Annotated in this window: 12 protein-coding genes; 7 read left to right on the top strand and 5 right to left on the bottom strand. The window is 71.9% G+C overall.

Going from position 1 to position 16,466, the window contains the following annotated elements; genetic code table 11:
* The first annotated feature begins 158 nt into the window (after positions 1–158).
* From AB0G47_RS19540 to AB0G47_RS19515, 6 genes are all read left to right on the top strand, one after another.
* Positions 159–1,346, top strand: coding sequence for an ROK family transcriptional regulator (locus AB0G47_RS19540; RefSeq protein ID WP_360771197.1), 1,188 nt, complete (start codon positions 159–161; stop codon positions 1,344–1,346).
* Positions 1,343–2,917: a M81 family metallopeptidase gene (locus tag AB0G47_RS19535; protein ID WP_360771194.1), complete on the top strand. Its 1,575-nt coding sequence runs from the start codon at positions 1,343–1,345 to the stop codon at positions 2,915–2,917. Before AB0G47_RS19540 ends, AB0G47_RS19535 begins: the two co-directional genes overlap by 4 nt.
* Positions 2,918–3,015: 98 nt before the next feature.
* Positions 3,016–3,837 carry a transporter substrate-binding domain-containing protein gene (locus tag AB0G47_RS19530; RefSeq protein WP_360771191.1) on the top strand — a complete coding sequence of 274 codons (822 nt, stop codon included), beginning with the start codon at positions 3,016–3,018 and terminating at the stop codon, positions 3,835–3,837.
* 86 nt (positions 3,838–3,923) lie between these two features.
* Complete coding sequence (locus AB0G47_RS19525) at positions 3,924–5,420, top strand: hypothetical protein (RefSeq protein WP_360771188.1); 1,497 nt, start codon at positions 3,924–3,926, stop codon at positions 5,418–5,420.
* A 23-nt stretch (positions 5,421–5,443) separates the two neighbouring features.
* Entirely contained in the window at positions 5,444–6,514 is a 1,071-nt protein-coding gene (locus AB0G47_RS19520; RefSeq protein ID WP_360771185.1) for a hypothetical protein, read from the top strand.
* Positions 6,498–7,886 (top strand): hypothetical protein, encoded by a 1,389-nt coding sequence (locus tag AB0G47_RS19515; RefSeq protein WP_360771183.1) that lies wholly within the window; start codon positions 6,498–6,500, stop codon positions 7,884–7,886. The genes AB0G47_RS19520 and AB0G47_RS19515 overlap by 17 nt, the downstream gene beginning before the upstream one ends.
* Positions 7,887–8,122: 236 nt before the next feature.
* Here AB0G47_RS19515 and AB0G47_RS19510 read toward each other — a convergent pair whose 3' ends face one another.
* The 4 genes from AB0G47_RS19510 to AB0G47_RS19495 all read right to left on the bottom strand — a co-directional run bounded on the left by AB0G47_RS19510 (position 8,123) and on the right by AB0G47_RS19495 (position 14,386).
* Positions 8,123–8,869, bottom strand: a complete 747-nt coding sequence (locus tag AB0G47_RS19510) for a BTAD domain-containing putative transcriptional regulator (RefSeq protein ID WP_360771180.1) — start codon at positions 8,867–8,869, stop codon at positions 8,123–8,125.
* 122 nt (positions 8,870–8,991) lie between these two features.
* Complete coding sequence (locus tag AB0G47_RS19505; protein ID WP_360771178.1) at positions 8,992–11,823, bottom strand: AAA family ATPase; 2,832 nt, start codon at positions 11,821–11,823, stop codon at positions 8,992–8,994.
* Positions 11,824–12,651: 828 nt separating this feature from the next.
* Positions 12,652–12,807 carry a hypothetical protein gene (locus AB0G47_RS19500; RefSeq protein ID WP_360771175.1) on the bottom strand — a complete coding sequence of 52 codons (156 nt, stop codon included), beginning with the start codon at positions 12,805–12,807 and terminating at the stop codon, positions 12,652–12,654.
* 499 nt (positions 12,808–13,306) lie between these two features.
* Positions 13,307–14,386, bottom strand: a complete 1,080-nt coding sequence (locus AB0G47_RS19495) for an NADH:flavin oxidoreductase/NADH oxidase (protein ID WP_360771172.1) — start codon at positions 14,384–14,386, stop codon at positions 13,307–13,309.
* A 165-nt stretch (positions 14,387–14,551) separates the two neighbouring features.
* On the opposite strand from AB0G47_RS19495, the gene AB0G47_RS19490 reads away from it, so the two are divergent.
* The gene (locus AB0G47_RS19490; protein ID WP_360771170.1) at positions 14,552–14,920 is read left to right on the top strand and encodes a helix-turn-helix transcriptional regulator; all 369 of its coding nucleotides are present in this window, start codon (positions 14,552–14,554) and stop codon (positions 14,918–14,920) included.
* A 37-nt stretch (positions 14,921–14,957) separates the two neighbouring features.
* Here AB0G47_RS19490 and AB0G47_RS19485 read toward each other — a convergent pair whose 3' ends face one another.
* Positions 14,958–16,307, bottom strand: a complete 1,350-nt coding sequence (locus AB0G47_RS19485) for an FAD-dependent oxidoreductase (RefSeq protein WP_360771168.1) — start codon at positions 16,305–16,307, stop codon at positions 14,958–14,960.
* Positions 16,308–16,466: the final 159 nt, after the last annotated feature.

Genomic DNA, 16,466 nt, shown 5'->3' with positions numbered 1-16,466 from the left:
ACGCACGAGAAAACCAAGTCAATAGCTTCATTCGGCAAGAAGTTGAAAAGCCGGGAGGGCTGGTCAACTTCCTTCGGAGCGACCTAGTGTTCGTCCCGTTGTCGAAGAAACACCTCGAAACAACACCTCGAAGCAGCATCGGAGCACCAGGGGGCGGCATGGCCGGAACACCACTCGGCGAACCGGGATCGGCGCAGCACATCCTGCAGCTCGTCTCATCGGGCGCCGCGTCGTCCCGGGCCGATCTCGTACGGGAGTTGGGGCTCGCCGCGTCCACGGTCTCGCTGCGGGTCCAGGAACTGGTCGACGCGGGACTCCTCACCGAATCCGGCGAGGGAGCGTCCCGTGGCGGCCGCCGCCCCCGCCTCCTGCGCGTCCACGCACAGGGCGGCGTCGCCCTCGCCGCGGACCTGGGCAGCCACCACGCACGCCTCGGTGCCGTCGATCTCGGCGGCACCGTCCTGGACGCCGTCGACCTGCCGCACGACATCACCGCGGGACCCGAGTCCGCCGTGGACTGGCTCTGCGGACAGGTCGCCGAACTCCGCGCCCGGCAGCGCGAGGCGGGCCGCACCGTCCGCGCGCTCGGCGTCGCCTTCCCCGGCCCCGTGCAGCCCGCCGAGGGCCGCGTCCTCAGCCCGTCCCGCATGCCCGGCTGGCACCGCTACCCGCTGCGCGAGGTGCTCGCCGAACGCCTCGGCATCCCCGTCACCGTCGACAACGACGCCACGATGATGGCCGTCGGCGAACACCGCACCGCACGGCCCGAACTCGACCACCTGGTCGTCGTCAAGGCGGGCCGCGGCATCGGCAGCGGCGTCATCGCGGCGGGCCGCCCGCACGACGGCGCCAACGGCTCCGCCGGCGACATCAGCCACGTACGCATCGAGGCGGCGGGCGACCGGCCGTGCAGCTGCGGCAACATCGGCTGCCTGGAGACCGTGGCCAGCGGCGCGGCGCTGATCCGCGAACTGGCCCTGCAAGGCGTCGAGGTGGCGGACACGAACGAACTCCTGCGCCTGGTCGCCGACGGCGACCCGCAGGCCACCACCCTCGTCCGCACCGCCGGACGGCACATCGGCACCGTCCTGTCCGTCGTCGTCAATTTCTTCAACCCGCAGGCCGTCGCCATCGGCGGGGTCCTCGCCACCGCCGAGCCGCTGGTCGCCGCCGTACGCGGGGTCCTCTACGAGCGCTGCCTGCCGCTGGCCACCGCGGACCTGGAGATCACCACCACGGTGACCGGCCGCGACGCGGGCCTGCTCGGCGCCGGCCTCACCGCCCTGCGCCACCACCTCCCGACCGCCCCGGCCCCCGCATCCCAGGAAGAGAGCGTCCACGCATGACCACCCCCGCCACCCAGCAGCGCCGCCTCCGCATCGGCATCGGCGGCATCGGCATCGAGTCCTCCACCTTCTGCCCGCACCGCTCCACCACGGACGACTTCCGCCGGACCCGCGGCCAGGAACTCCTCGACCGCTACACCTGGACCCAGGCGGACTCGGACCTGGCGTACACGGTCGAATGGGTGCCGCTGCTGCACGCGACCTCGCTGCCCGGCGGTCCGGTGGAGGCGGCGTCGTATCTGACCCTCAAGGACGAACTCGTCACCCGCATACGGCAATCGGGCCCCCTGGACGGCCTCGTCTACGACATCCACGGCGCGATGAGCGTCATCGGCCTGACCGACGCCGAAGCCGACCTGACCGAGGCCGTCCGTGCCGCCCTTGACGCCGTCGGCACCCCCGACGGCGGCCGCCCGATGATCTCGGCCGCCATGGACCTGCACGGCAACGTCTCGCGCCGCTTCGCCGAGCCGGTCGACCTGCTCACCGCCCACCGCCTCGCCCCGCACGAGGACGCCTGGGAGACCCGCGAGCGCGCCGCCCGCAACCTCGTGCGCTGCCTGCGCGACGGCACCCGGCCGCACCGCGCCTGGGTGCAGGTCCCCGTCCTGCTGCCCGGCGAGAAGACCAGCACCCGTCTGGAGCCCGCCAAGTCGCTGTACGCCTCGCTCGCCGAGATCGAGAAGCTGCCCGGCATCCTCGACGCAGCGATGTGGGTCGGCTACGCGTGGGCGGACGAACCGCGCTGCCAGGCGGCGATCGTCGTCACCGGCGAGGATGCCGAACTGGCCGCCGCCGAGGCCGAGAAGCTGGCCCGCCGCTACTGGGACGCCCGCCGCGACTTCGTCTTCGTCGGCCCGACGGGCAGCGCCGAGGAGTGCATCGAGCAGGCGGTGGCCTCCACCGAGCGGCCCTTCCTGATCAGCGACTCCGGGGACAACCCGACTGCGGGCGGCGCCGGCGACCTGGCGTACATGCTGGGCAAGCTCCTGGAGAACGAGGCGATCCGCTCCGGAGCGGTCACCGCCGTCCACCCCGGCATCACCGACCCCGTCGCCGTCGCCCGCTGCTTCGAGGCCGGAGTGGGCGCCGATGTCACCCTGAGCGTCGGCGGCAAGGTCGACGCGAACCACGGCGGACCCCACGAACTCACCGGCACCGTCGTGGCGTTGCAGCGTGCCGCGGAGCAGAAGGACCGGGCCGAGGGCGGGGCCTACGACCGGGGCGTCGACATGGCGGCGGTGCGCAGCGGCGGGGTGACCGTGATCCTGGTCGAGCGCCGCAAGCCGTTCCACACCCTCGCGGACTTCCTCGGCCCGGCCGACGGCGGTCTTGGCATCGACCCGCGCACCTTCGACCTGGTCGTGGTCAAGATCGGCTATCTGGAGCCCGAGCTCCATGACATGGCGGCCGACTGGCTCCTCGCCCTCACCCCGGGCGGCGTCGACCAGGACCTGTTGCGGCTCGGCCACCACCGGGTGGAGCGCCCGCTGTATCCCTTCGACGATGACGCGTACGACACCGGGGCGGGCCCGGATCTGACGGCCACTCAGTTGCTGCCGCTCGCCTGAGGATTCCGGTGATTGCCTGACGAGAGGGGGCTTCACCGGCCAGAACGGTTCTGCGAAGGTGATCCCTTCGAGCCGCGAACCCGTCCGGAGGAGCCCCCGTGAAGCGTGCCGCCACCCTGTCCGCCCTGGTCTGTCTGCTCGCCGTGACGGCTGCCGCGCCCGCGTCGCCCGACGCCGGCCGCGGCAAGGACCGCCACCACGGCAGCCTCCTGGACTCCGTCCCGAAGGCGGGGGTCCTGAAGGTGTGCACGACGGGCGACTACCGTCCGTTCACCCACCTCGACCCCGCCGACGGAACGTACAGCGGAGTGGACATCAAGATGGCCGAGGACCTCGCCGAGAGCCTCGACGCCAAGCCCTCGTACGTCGCCACGACGTGGGCGAACCTCACCAAGGACGTCGCGGCGGGCCGCTGCGACATCGCCGTCGGCGGCGTTTCCATCACCCTGCCGCGCGCCCGCCAGGTCTACTTCAGCGAGCCGACCCGCGAGGACGGCAAGACGCCGATCGTCCGCTGCGCCGACAAGGACAAGTTCGACGAGAGCACCCTGAAGGACATCGACAAGCCCGGCACCACCGTGATCGTCAACCCCGGTGGCACGAACGAGCAGTTCGCCCGCGCCAACATCAAGCAGGCCACCATCAAGCTGCACCCGGAGAACACCACGATCTTCCGGGAGATCATCGAGGGCCGCGCGGACGTGATGATGACGGACGCGAGCGAGACCCGCTACCAGTCCAAGATCCACCCCGAGCTCTGCCCGCTCCACCCCGACAAGCCCTTCACCTTCTCCGAGAAGGCATACGCACTGCCGCGCGGTGACGAGGAGTTCAAGGAGTACGTCGACCAGTTCACCCACCTCGCGACGCACGACGGGACGTACGCGGCGTACGAGGCCGAGTGGATGGGCGGCGCCTGAGGGCCCCCTAGTGCCCGGCCCCCAGGGGGTATCCCTGGGACGGTCCCCGAGGCCAGGGGGTGTGCCGCGGTCCTAACGTCCTTGGCATGCCTTCCTCCCGTGAACGGTGCATCCACAGCAGGCAGAGCGGCCGGCTCGCCTCGACCACCACCGCCGACATCGACGAGCTCGTGGCCGGACTCAAGGACCGGCCGCGGGTCGTGCTGCACTTCCACGGCGGGCTCATCGACGACGTGCTGGGGTTCGCGACCGCCGAACGCCTCGCGCCCGTCTACGAAGCGGCCGGGGCCGACCCCGTCTTCTTCGTGTGGAGCAGCGGGCTCCTGGAGACGCTGCGGGGGAACCTGCCGCAGATCCTGAACGAGAGCGTCTTCCGTACGCTGCTCAACAGGGTCACGCGGTACGCGACAGGCATCGTCTTCCAGGAGCCGGGGCAGCGGGCCCTCGGGGTGGTGGCCACCCCTACCCCGAGGGCCGTCGCGGCGGAACTCGCCCAGGTGCGGGCCGGGCAGGAGCCGTACGCACGGCTGACCGCACCGGCCGACGTACCGGAACTGAGCGACGAGGAACAGCGGCAGCTGGCCGTCGAGCTCTCGACGGACACCGAACTCGCCGAGCGCACCCTGGAGATCGTCAACTCGGTCGCACCGGCGCCCGCAGAGCAGGCCGCCGCGGCGCGAGACGCCATCGGGGGGCGTGCCGCGGCGGCCACACTGATGTCACCGGACATCGTCGCCGAACTCGTGGACCGGGCGGGGACGGGGGAACGCGCCCTGGTCAGCACGGCGTTGCTGGTCCGCAAGACCGTGCGCGTGGTGGCCGCCGTCGTCGGGCGGTTCCGGCGGCACACCGACCACGGGCTCTACCCGACGGTCGTCGAGGAGATACTCCGCGAGTTCTACCTGGCCGGCGTGGGCGCGGCGATCTGGGACGCGATGAAGCGGCAGACCGCCGACACCTTCGCCGCCAGTGACGAGGCCCGCGCCGGACGGTACTTCCTCGACCGGTTCGCCGAACTGCTCGCCACCGGCACCCGGCCCCAGGTGACCGTCGTCGGCCACAGCGCGGGCGCCGTGTTCATCGGCAACCTCCTCGACGACATCGCCCGCAGGCGCGCCGCGGCCGACGACCCCCTGCCGCCCGACTTCCGCTTCCGTGACGTGGTGCTCCTCGCGCCCGCCTGCACGGTGTCGCAGCTCGCACCTGTCGTACGCCGCCAGGCCGAACTCTTCGACCGGTTCCGGATGTTCACGATGACGGACGACGCGGAGCGGGCCGACCACCTGGTGCCGTTCCTGTATCCGAGGTCGCTGCTCTACTTCATCTCCGGCGTCCTGGAACGCGGGCAGGACAAGAAGTCCGCCGTCGTGCCGATCGCCGGCATGCAGCGCTGGTACCTGGACACCGCGGCCGCGAGCCCCGACTCGGACGGTCTGCGCGACTTCCTGCGCGCCAACCCCGCCCGGACCGTGTGGTCACCGGGCGACGGCGGCCCCGGACTGCGGTCGGGCGCCATCAGCCACACCGCGTTCGACGACGACCCAGACGTGCTCGGGAGCATGGCCGACATGCTCGCCGACTGACGCCACCGACGGGGGAGATACGAATGAACGACCTGCACTACGCAGTGGTCGTCGGCATCAACCGATACCCGGCCATCGGCGACCTACAGGGGGCACGGGGCGACGCCTGCCGGTTCCACGACTGGCTCGTCGACCCCGGGGGAGGCGCCGTGCCCGCGGCCAATGTCCATCTGGTCACCGCGACCGAGGAGGACGAGCGCATCGACGACTTCCTGAGCGCCGTGCCGACCCGGGACTACGTCGACCGGGCGCTCTACCGCTCGCACACGGCCGTGGGGAAGGCCGTCAGGGCCAGGCCGGAGGAGGAGCAGTCCGACGCGTGGCGGGCGACCAGACTGTACGTCTTCCTGGCGGGGCACGGGTTCTCGCCGTCCAACAACAGCGACGCGGCGCTGCTCATGGCCAACGCCGCACGGGACTACATGGGCAGCCACATCGCCGTACGCCAGTACCTGAACTGGTACGAGTCGGCGTCGCCGTTCCACGAGGTGGTCTTCCTCGCCGACTGCTGCCGCACCCGCTTCGGCGGCGTGGAAGCCTTCGCCCCGCCCTTCACCGGAAGCACCGAGGCGCCCGACGACGTCGACTACTTCGTCGGCTTCGCGACATCGCTCGGCGACCCCGCCTACGAGGAGCAGATCGCCGACCGCGACGGGGCAAGGGGGCACTTCACGACCGCGGTCCTGGAAGGGCTGCGCGGCGCGAGCGCCACCCCGGCGGGCACGGTCACATCCGACGGCCTCGCCAACTACGTCACGACATCGGTGCGGGCAAGGACCGGGAACGCGCTGGTGCCGCAGCAGGCCAGGTTCATCACGGGCGCAAGTGCCCCGATGGTCTTCACGCGGGGTGTGGAGGACCCGTCGGCCCCGGTCACGCTGCGCTTCCCCGAAGGCTTCCGCGGCTGGGTGCAGCTGCGGGGCGGCGCCCCCGGCGAACCACCGATCAGACTGCACGTCGACGCGGCGGAAAGCGTCGAGAAGCTCAAGCCCGGGATGTACCGCGCCATGCCGGAGAGCGTGAACGCGGTGGACTTCCGGGACGGCGGATTCTTCGAGGTAATGACAGGCGGTGGCAATGGTGTCCAGCTCTGAGGACCGGCGGCACGCACGAGAAGAGGCCGCGGCCGGGGTGCCGTTCGTCGTCATCCCGGACACCCCGTCGGTCCTGGTCACCGTCACGGACTCGGCGTTCCGCGAGGTGGCGCACGCGATGGGGACCATCGACACGACGCTGCCGCCCGGCATCTACCGCATCGAGCAGCGCTTCGGCGGCGAGGTCGAGAGCCGGTTCGTCGAGGTCGGCACCGAGCCGTTCACCGAACGGCTCGCGCTGCCCCGCATGCCCACGCCCACTCCGGTCGAGGGCACCCCGACGACCCGCGAGGACCATCGCGCGGCGGCGCAGCGCTGGAGCACGCATGTGACCCACGGCGCGGGCACGCCCACCCTCATGGTGCTGATCCGCAATCTGCGCCGGGGCTGGCAGCTCGACCCGTACGCCCTGGAGGTGGCCGGCGAGGACGGCACACCGGTGGACGGCGGAGCCGGCGGCTGGGAGCCGTCAGGAGGCGAGGAATGGTCGGCCTGGAGCGGTGAACTGCCGCCGGGCGGCTACCGGTTGCGGCTGCGCAGGGAGCCCGCCGACGGGCTGCCGCTCGCCCAGGCGCTGCACGTGCTCGAAGGGTGGACCACCCTGGTGTTCGTGAGCAACGGGCCGCAGGGCCCGCAGCCGCAGTTCGCCTCGATCCAGATGGTGCGCCAGGGCGCGGGATGGGAGTCCAAGGACCGCACGCTCGGCCTCGCCCTGGAAGCCGCGCTCTCCGGACTGCGGCAGGGCATCGACCTGGTGTCGACCCGGCAGCTCGTCGAACTGCTCGACGCCAAGACCCTCAACCCGTTCATGGGGATCATCGGCGCGCACGCCCTGCTGCTGCACCCGGTGCCCGATCTGGAGCGGATCGGCACCCTGGTGGGCAATCTCGTGCACGAGGCCCCGAACCATCCGGACATCGCCGCGCTCTCCACGCGGATCGGCGAACCGGTGGCGCCCGTCGTGTCGCCGCCCATGCTCGCCGCGTCCTGCCGCCTCCTGGTCAAGGCGGACTCGGTCGACCCGGGTGTCCTCCAGGACGGTTCAGTGGCGGAGAACGTGGCGGAACACCTCGTCGGGCGCGGCGTGTGGACGACCTGGGTGGAGCAGGAGCGCGGGCGTGTCGGCGCGAGGGCCCGGGACGTCCTGAAAGCCGCCGGAGCGCCGAGTTACGTCAGTCTGAAGTGGTCCAGGGAGGCCGACCCGGTCGACCGGGTCCAGCGCTACGTCATGGACATCGCGAGCCTGGAGGACAAGACCGTCGACGACGTGCTCAGCAGCATGGAGCCGAAGGACCTCTGCCGCCGGACCGGGCTGCCCCACAAGGCGGTCGACAAGGCGATCGAGCAGCTCAGGCACCCGGAGGGGGAGTGAGGCCCGGACGGCGTCCGGTGTGGGGGAACGGCGACGGCCGGGACATTCGCGTCCCGGCCGTCGCCGTCCCCCGGTCCCCGTCACCGCGCACGGCACCCCCGTGTCCGTGCGTGGCCGGGTGTTCCAGGGTCCGGGAGCGCCCATCACGCCGCCGTCACCGCGGTGTCACGGCCGGCCCGCCCGTGTACCCCCGAGCGCACACGGGCGGGCGGGCCGATGCCGGGCGTGGGCGCCCCTCACGTCAGCACATGGCGCACCATCGTGAAGAACTGCGCCGACGGCTCGATGCCGAGTTCCGTACGGAGCAGCCCGCGGAAGGCCTTGAAGTGCCGTACCGCCTCCGCGAGGTTGTTCTCGGCGAGGTGCACCGAGACGACCGCGCGGTGCGCGCTCTCGCGCAGCGGGTCGATCCGGGTGCTCTCCAACGCGGCCTCCAGGGCAGGCGCGTACTGCTCCTGGGCGACGAGCCGCGCCGACAGCGCCTCCAGGGCGTGCAGCCGCAGCTGGTGCAGCCGCTCCCGCTCGAACACCACCCACTCCTGGTACCAGCCGGGCAGCAGCTCGCCCATGCCGAGCAGCGAGGCGCACGCGGCCCCGGTTCCCTCCGCCGGGGCCGCGAGAATGTGGTGTGCCGTGGTCGTGAAGTCCTGGATGTCCATCCGCACGCGCCGGTCGAGCGAGAGCACCCCGGACCGTGCGTCCGCGACCACCGAACTCGCGCCGTTGAGGCGCCAGATGGCGGTCCGCAGACAGGCCCGCGCGCGTTCCTCGGTGACATCGGGCCACAGCGTCCCCGCGAGGGCCGAGCGCGTCGCCGAGCCGCGCAGCGCGAGCAGCGCGATCAGCTGCTGCCCGCTGGCGGGGACGCCGACCGGCACGGCGCCCCGGCCCTCGTCGCGGCTGAGCTGGAAACCCCCCAGCAGCCGCAGCCGCAGAGCGGGTGGTGCGTCGTCGCACACCGCCGGACATTCCGTGACGGTCATCTGTACCCCCAGTTGAGCAACCCGCCCCTGACCTGGCATGAACCTACGCCGGTGGTCACCCGGGGTGCCTCAGGGAACCGCCCAGGGAAATCCCCGGTCTGCCGGGCCCGAGGCCGTGACGGCTACGACGACGCGCGGTGTTCCTGCGGCGAGAAGTGGCTCACGAGCCCGATACGGGAAGTGATGCCGAGCTTCGTGTACGTGTGGCCCAGGTGGTACTCGATGGTCTTGACGCTCAGCGCGAGCGCGGTGGCGATCTGCCGGTTGGTCAGGCCCTGCGACGCAAGGCGCGCGACGGCAAGCTCCTGCGGGGTGAGTCCGTCGGCGGCGGGTCCGGCATCCGCCGGCTCCTGGGCGGGCCGGGGCGGCGCGGCCCGGCCGCAGGCGTCCAACTCCCGTTCGCAGCGCGCCAAGTAGGGGGCCGCGCCCAGGGCGCGCATCGTGGTGTACGCGGCGTGCAACTGCTCCACGGCGACCGAGCGGCGGCCGATCCGGCGCAGGAACGCCCCGTGGTCGAGTTCGACGCGGGCCCGGCCGAAGGGCGATGGCACCTGCGCGGCCTGGTCGTGGGCGCGCAGGAAGGACGCCTGGGCGCGGTCGGTCTCGCGGCGCGCCGCGTGCAGGTTCCCGCGCACCCGCGCCGCCGCGGCAAGCGCCGAGTGCCGCCCCCGGGCCGCCGCCCGCTCCTCGTACGGAAGGAGCACGGCCTCGGCCTCGTCGAACTCGCCCAGGTGGATCAGAGCGTCGACGAGCAGCTCACGCCAGGCCACCACGCCCGGCTCGTTCACCCCGTCGTGCGAGGCGAACCCGAGGAGCGGGCGCAGCGCGTCGACGACCCGCTCCGGTTCCGCGCGTGCCTCGGCGAAGCGGCCGTGCGCCGATGCCGCGTACGCGAACGCCAGCGCGCTCTCGTCGCAGCCGGGCGCGTCGAGGGCGAGCCGCAGATGTACCGAAGCCCGCTCCCACTCGCCGCGCGCCGACAGGATCCAGCAGGCGATGGCGTGCGTGACGGGCTTGAGCCACGACTGCTCGGTGTCGTCGGCGATCGACGCGGACGCCTCCGCGTGGATCAGCGCCTCGTCCCAGTCGCCGAGCCGGTGCAGGGTGTGGGCGAGCGCAGACGCCGAGAGCAGCCGCAGCGGCACGGTCCCCCTGCGGCAGCTCGCCACCGCCCCGAGCAGGTCGCAGCGGGCACCCTGCAGATCGTCCGACCACAGCCTCAACTGCCCACGCGCAAGCAGGAGATCGATGCTCGACGGCGGCACGAGCAGCGGATCGGGCAGCTCGCCTGCGAGCTCGATGCCCTTCTGGGCGAATCCGCTCAGGCCGAGCGCGAGGAGGTGGTTGAAGCGCAGCATCCGGCTCGGCCCCTGCAGGGTGGAAAGGCGCTGGGCGCGCTCCGCCCACTGTGCGGCGTCGGCGGCCCGCCCCCGCATCACGGCGGCGTAGCTCAACTGCTCGGCGGCCCGCGCGGCCAGCGATGGGTCGTTCTCGCGGTCGCACTGGTCCCAGGCGTCGACGAGCAGTGTCTGCGCCTGCTCCATACGTCCCTGGACGCGCGCCACATAGCCGCGGACATAGCCCCGCAGCGCGGGATCCGCGCTCTCCGGCAGCCCCGCGGCGAGCTCGGCCGACTCGTGCACCCGGCCGTCGAGCAGCAGTGCTTCGACGGCTTCGACGGCGAGCCGGTCGCGCTCCTGGTCGGTCGTCGCAACGCGCGACGCGTGCCGCAGATGCGTTCCCGCGACGGCCCACTGCCCGGTGGCGGCCTCCCGCCTCGCGCATGCGGCGAGCGCGGCGGCGAGGTGTTCGTCGGGGCCCGTGGCGGCGAGCACGCGGTGGCGCAGGCTCGAGTACTCGTCGCCGACCAGTGCCGCGGCCCGGGTGTGCAGGGCGGCCCGGTGGGCGGGGCCGATGTCCTGGTAGACGGCGGCGTGCACCAGGGGGTGCGGGAAGGCGATCTCGGGGGTGGTCCCGGCGGGCAGCTCCAGCAACAGCCCTGCCTTGACGGCCCGTTCGAGCGCGGGCAGCGGTGCGGGCACCCGCGCGAGCGAAGCGGCCACGACCAGCGGGCTGGAGAGCCCGAGAATGCTGACCGCCTGCACGAGCCGCAGCGCCTGGGGTCCGCACTCCGCGAGGTTGGCGAGCACCAGCATGGCGTACGAACGAGGAGCGGGCAGCGGCGTCGCCACGTCCCGCAGGACACGGTCCGGCACCTGGTCGAGCAGGGCGCGGGCGTGCAGCGGATTGCCGTGCGTGTGGTCGTGGAGCCGTACGGAGGCGGAGTGCGGGAGCCGGTCGGTGCCCAACTGGACGCTGAGCGAGCCGAGTTCGTCGGGGCTGAGTCCTTCGAGGGGGATCCGGCGGGTGCGCACGTCGCCGAGCAGGCGGCGGATGCCGTCCGGTAGTTGGGGCGCGGCCGGGTCCCGTGCCGTCACGATCGCAAGGACCTTGTCGACGCGGAGTCGCCGCAGTGCGAACGTCAGCGCGTTCAGGGACGCGGAGTCCGCCCAGTGCGCGTCGTCGAGGACGAGGATGACGGGCCCCTTGTCCTGGAGCTCGCTCAGCAGGTCGAGCAGCCCGAAGCCGGCCGCGAGCGGCGGCAGCGTACCGGGGGCCGAGCGGGGCACGCGGACCAGCGATCCGAGGCAGTCCGGCAGCGGGATGGGGCTCTGCCCGACGAACTGGGCGAGCACGCCGCACGGCAGCGCGCTCTCGTTCTCCTCACCGCTGGCCTGCAGCACACAGGCGTCGCCCGCCGTGTCCAGGAACCTGCGGATCAGCGCGGTCTTGCCGATCCCGCCGGGCCCGTCGATCAGCACGAGGCGCGGCATGCCCTCGCACGCCTGCCGGAACTCCTCCTGGAGCGCGGCGAGTTCACGTGTACGCCCGGCGAACGCCGCACGGGGCTCCGGAATGTGGACATGGCCGTTCAGCGTGTTCCCGGACGTCATCACCGCCCCCACCTGTCGACACCCGGTAAGGCCGCCCGGACTGTGACGGCGAGCCGTGCCGGGCGCATGACCCTGAACGTCCACGATGATGCCGAAACCGCTCTCGGTACAAGCTGATTCCCCACTCCCGAAGAGCGGTTTCCCGCCGGGCGGGATCAGCTGTCACAGGAGTCGTCACCCATCGCGGACGAGGGCGCCGATTCGGGCGGAGGTTCGAGAAGCGACAGAAGCTCGAGCCAGCCGTGAAACGGCGTGCCCCGCCCCGTGTCCTCCTCGCCGTCTTCTTCGTCCACGACGTTCCCGTGCACGCCCCCGGGGGAGCGGAACACCTCAATGACGTAGCGCACAACGCCCTCCCGGGGGGGCCGGCACAGCCCCGAACGTGACACATCGCGACAGTGCGAGCCTAGGAACCCCGTTCCGCCCGGCGCTTCGGGGAGTCACCTGGGGATGACCCCAGTCCTAGGACCAGGGGGTGCGCCCAACCGCCCCGTACGCCCCGTCAGTCCCAGGGCTCCCGCAGCGGCCTGCGCCGCCACCACACTCCGAGGCCGGACTCGGGACGTCCGTGCGGCAGCGGGGCCCAGGGGCGCAGTGATCCCTGCGGGTCCGGGACGGTCGTACGAAGCCGGTGACACGTTCCATGAAGGATCGACCGGAACCGAGATCGCCCGACGGCTGCGCGGACGGCGATGCGGCCATGCACGACTTCTTCATGGACGCCGTCTTCCCCAGCCGCGGATTCGAGGTCGTCCCTTGCGCCGATTGGCGTGGACCACAACGCTGACCCATGGTTCCCTGCGGTGCTGAGGCTGAGGCCGACGGCTGCTACCGCTTCTTCCAGAACGCCATGAGGTCCGCCAACGCGCGGATGATCTCCGGGCGTTCCGCGGCCTCCGCGCGTCGCAGACTGATGACGAGCGACAGCAGGATCATCACGACGAACAGCCCGATGACATAGAGCAAGATCTGTGGAGCGGCCATCGCCACTTGCTCCAACACGGCCCACATACCGCCTCCCGGCGACGGTTCAGCCGCTGCTTCCGAGAGGACTCCGCCGGGCGCGAAGATCCCAACGAAGGCAGGCGGACGCCTGTCATGACGCAGCGCCCGCCAACTGCGCCCCCCGGAACTCCGGAGGCTTCGTTGAGATCTGAAAAGCGAGGATCACTACTGCGCGGGCTGGCGACCCCCGAAGTTTCCTCCGAGCGGGGGTCGCGGTCACGAAGCGACATGGCGGGCAACGGCCGAAGACGTTGCCCCCAAGAGGCCTCGCGCCCGCTCACTGTACGGGCGCCACCCAGACGGCCACAACAGGCGGAAGCAGAAGGGGAGTTGGCGAACCCTGGCCGAGCCCTGGATCTGGGCGAGCGCCTTGGCAAGGGCGGGGGGCCCGGCTTTCTTTTACTGAGGCGGCAACAGCCTCACCGCCCCCTGCGCCCCGGGGAGGTGAGGCTGTCATCGGCGAAGGCAGAGACCGGAATCAGGCGCGGCCGTACTGATCCGGCGTCTGTACCGTGCCGCCGAGTTCGCGGGCCGCGCGCCGTGCCCAGTACGGGTCGCGGAGGAGTTCGCGGCCCAGGAGGACCGCGTCCGCCTCGCCGTTCGCGAGGATCTTCTCGGCCTGTTCCGGTTCCGTGATCAGGCCGACGGCGGCGACCGGCAGTTCGGTCTCGGCCTTGACGCGGGCGGCGAAGGGGACCTGGTAGCCGGGGCCTATCGGCATGCGGACGCCTGTCGCGTTGCCGCCGGTGGAGACGTCCAGGAGGTCTACGCCGTGGTCCTTGAGGAGCCGGGCGAAGCGGACGGTGTCGTCCGGGGTCCAGCCGTTCTGCTCCAGCCAGTCGGTGGCCGAGATACGGAAGAAGAGCGGCCTGTCCTCGGGCCACACCTTGCGTACGGCGTCGACGACTTCGAGGGCGAAGCGGGTGCGGCCCTCGAAGGAGCCGCCGTACTCGTCGGTGCGCTCATTGCTGTGCGGGGAGAGGAACTCGCCGATCAAGTAGCCGTGCGCGCCGTGCACTTCGACGACGTCGAAGCCAGCGTCCAGGGCGCGCTGGGCAGCCGCCGCGAACTGGTCCACCACCTCCTGGATCTGAGTGGCAGTCAGCTCCGTCGGTACCGTGTGGCGCTCGTCGAACGGCAGCGGACTCGGGGCGAGCGGCTGCCAGCCGTCCTCCGCGGCCGGGGCGATCGGTGCGCCGCCCTTCCAGGGGCGGTCGGTGCTTGCCTTGCGGCCGGCGTGGGCGATCTGGATGCCGACACGGCTGCCCTGGCTCTTCACGAAGTCCGTGATCCGGCGCAGCGCGGTGACCTGCGTGTCGTTCCAGATGCCGAGGTCGGCGGGGGAGATGCGGCCCTCGGGGGAGACCGCGGACGCCTCCAGGATGACGAGGCCGGTGCCGCCCGTGGCGCGGGCCGCGTAGTGGGCGAAGTGCCAGTCGTTGGCGACGCCGGCGTTCGGTCCGAACACCTCTGCCGAGTACTGGCACATCGGCGCCATCCACACGCGGTTGGGAATGGTCAGCGATCGCAGGGTGTAGGGCTCGAACAGTGCGCTCACGGCGGACTCCATGTCTCGGGCGGTCTCGGATGCCGCTAGTACGATAAACCTCGTAGTACGGTGGATGTCAAACTACGAAGATCCTCGTACAATGGAGCCCGTCGATGATGTTGTCGATGAGCGTGGCGATGACGACGACGGACGCCTGGACGAAGTGGAGCCGCCATGACTACCGACGCAGCGAGCAGCCGACCGCTCGCTCACCCCGAGCGGGCGGAGATCCGGCTCGAGGGCGTGCTGCACGCGCTGTCGGACCCGATCCGCCTGCTGATCGTCCGGCAGCTGGCCGGTGACGGTGCGGGTGCGGGTCCCGGGCTCTCCTGTTCGCAGATCGAGCTGCCCGTCACGAAGTCCACGAGCACGCATCACTACCGGGTGCTCCGCGAGAGCGGTGTGATCCAGCAGATCTACCGCGGCACGGCCAAGCTGAACGAGCTGCGCCGCGACGACCTGGACGCACTCTTCCCCGGGCTGCTCGGCAGCGTCCTCGGCGCGGCCGCCGCGCAGGCCGAGCGGCCCGTCGTGCTGAGCTGACTTCCGGGCGGCCCAGTAGGTCAGGCGGCCCCGCAGGTCAGGCCGCGCCGCGCGACGCGGCCGTCCAGAGTCCGGGCCAGTCCGGGATCTTCACCGGGCCGCGGCCGAGCGACGTGCCCAGTTCCGCCTCGGCCCGCTCGATCGCCTGCCAGCCCGACCATTCGACGGGCCGGAACCCCGCGTCGCGGAGCGCGGTCAGCGGGTCGTCCGGCACGTCCTTGCGTACGAGGTCGGGGGCGTCGTCGAGCAGCGAGAGCACCGTCTCCTTGGCGCACGGGCGGTTGGTCCCGATGACGCCGGTCGGGCCGCGCTTGATCCAGCCCGCCACGTACTCACCCGGCGACGCCGCGCCCGCGCGCAGCACCCGCCCCGCAGCGTGCGGCACCGTGCCCCGCTCCGGGTCGAACGGAAGCCCGTCGATGGGCACCCCGCGATAGCCGACCGAGCGCAGCACCAGCTGTCCCGCGATGTCCTCGTACCGCCCCGAACCCGTCACCCCGCCCTGCCCGTCCGGCAGCGTCCGCTCGAAGCGCACCCCGCCGACGCGCCCCGCCGCCTCCGTCACGGCCACGGGACGCAGGAAGAAGCGGAGGCGGATGCGCCGGGGCAGGCCGAGGACCGGACGCTCCGCCCAGCCGCGCATCACCTCGATGTTGCGGCGGACCGCGGCGGGCAGCCCCGCGGTGTCGGCGTACGCCGGATCGAGCGCCAACTCCGCCGGATCCACGATGACTTCGGTGTCCGGCAGCGAGCCGAGCTCACGCAGCTCCTTGGTGGTGAAGCGGGCCTGCGAAGGGCCGCGCCGCCCCACCATGTGCACCTCGCGGACCTGGCTCTCGGCCAGCGCGCCGAGCGCCGCCTGCGGCATGTCGGTGGGCCGCAGCTCGTCCACGCCGCGCGCCAGCATCCGGGCGACGTCCACCGCCACATTGCCGACGCCGATGACGACGGCCGATTCCACGCCCCGTACGAAACCGTCGGACTGCGCGTCCGGATGGGCGCTGTACCAGGACACGAACTCGGTCGCCGAGTAACTCCCGGGCAGGTCCTCGCCCGGCACTCCGAGGTGGCGGTCGGCCGCCGCGCCCACGCAGTACACGACCGCGTGGTAGAGGTCGAGCAGCCGGGCGGGAGGCAGGCCGTCGGGGCCGATCTCGATGCCGCCGAGGAAGCGGACGTTCTCGTGCTCGAGGACCGTACGCAGGTTGTTCTGGAGGGACTTGATCTTCTCGTGGTCGGGGGCCACTCCGTAGCGGACGAGGCCGTACGGGCAGGGCAGCCGGTCGAGTACGTCCACGTGCACCCCGGGCAGCCGGTCCTGCTGGACGAGGGTCTGCGCGGTGTAGACCCCGCTCGGGCCCGATCCGACGACGGCGACACGCAGCACGGCGGTGCTCCTTCCGCGAGGCGGCCTCGGGGGATGACTTCAGCATCGCACTCCGTAGCGGGAAGGGGGAGGGGGCGTGGGCCGCCGGCGCGCCCTGTGAGCGTGCCGTTCGTGACCTAATGAGATCGCACGGCTACCTTACGTATGTGTCGGAGAGTT

Source organism: Streptomyces sp. NPDC021622, assembly GCF_040640795.1.
In the GTDB taxonomy this organism is placed as follows: Bacteria; Actinomycetota; Actinomycetes; order Streptomycetales; family Streptomycetaceae; genus Streptomyces.
This window is presented reverse-complemented; position numbering and strand designations above follow the sequence as displayed.

Bases quoted from the DNA above. Each gene is read 5' to 3' on its own strand.
- AB0G47_RS19540 (WP_360771197.1), top strand. From the start codon at position 159: ATGGCCGGAACACCACTCGGCGAACCGGGATCGGCGCAGCACATCCTG.
- AB0G47_RS19535 (WP_360771194.1), top strand. From the start codon at position 1,343: ATGACCACCCCCGCCACCCAGCAGCGCCGCCTCCGCATCGGCATCGGC.
- AB0G47_RS19525 (WP_360771188.1), top strand. From the start codon at position 3,924: ATGCCTTCCTCCCGTGAACGGTGCATCCACAGCAGGCAGAGCGGCCGG.
- AB0G47_RS19520 (WP_360771185.1), top strand. From the start codon at position 5,444: ATGAACGACCTGCACTACGCAGTGGTCGTCGGCATCAACCGATACCCG.
- AB0G47_RS19515 (WP_360771183.1), top strand. From the start codon at position 6,498: ATGGTGTCCAGCTCTGAGGACCGGCGGCACGCACGAGAAGAGGCCGCG.
- AB0G47_RS19510 (WP_360771180.1), bottom strand. From the start codon at position 8,869: ATGACCGTCACGGAATGTCCGGCGGTGTGCGACGACGCACCACCCGCT.
- AB0G47_RS19505 (WP_360771178.1), bottom strand. From the start codon at position 11,823: ATGACGTCCGGGAACACGCTGAACGGCCATGTCCACATTCCGGAGCCC.
- AB0G47_RS19500 (WP_360771175.1), bottom strand. From the start codon at position 12,807: ATGGCCGCTCCACAGATCTTGCTCTATGTCATCGGGCTGTTCGTCGTG.
- AB0G47_RS19490 (WP_360771170.1), top strand. From the start codon at position 14,552: ATGACTACCGACGCAGCGAGCAGCCGACCGCTCGCTCACCCCGAGCGG.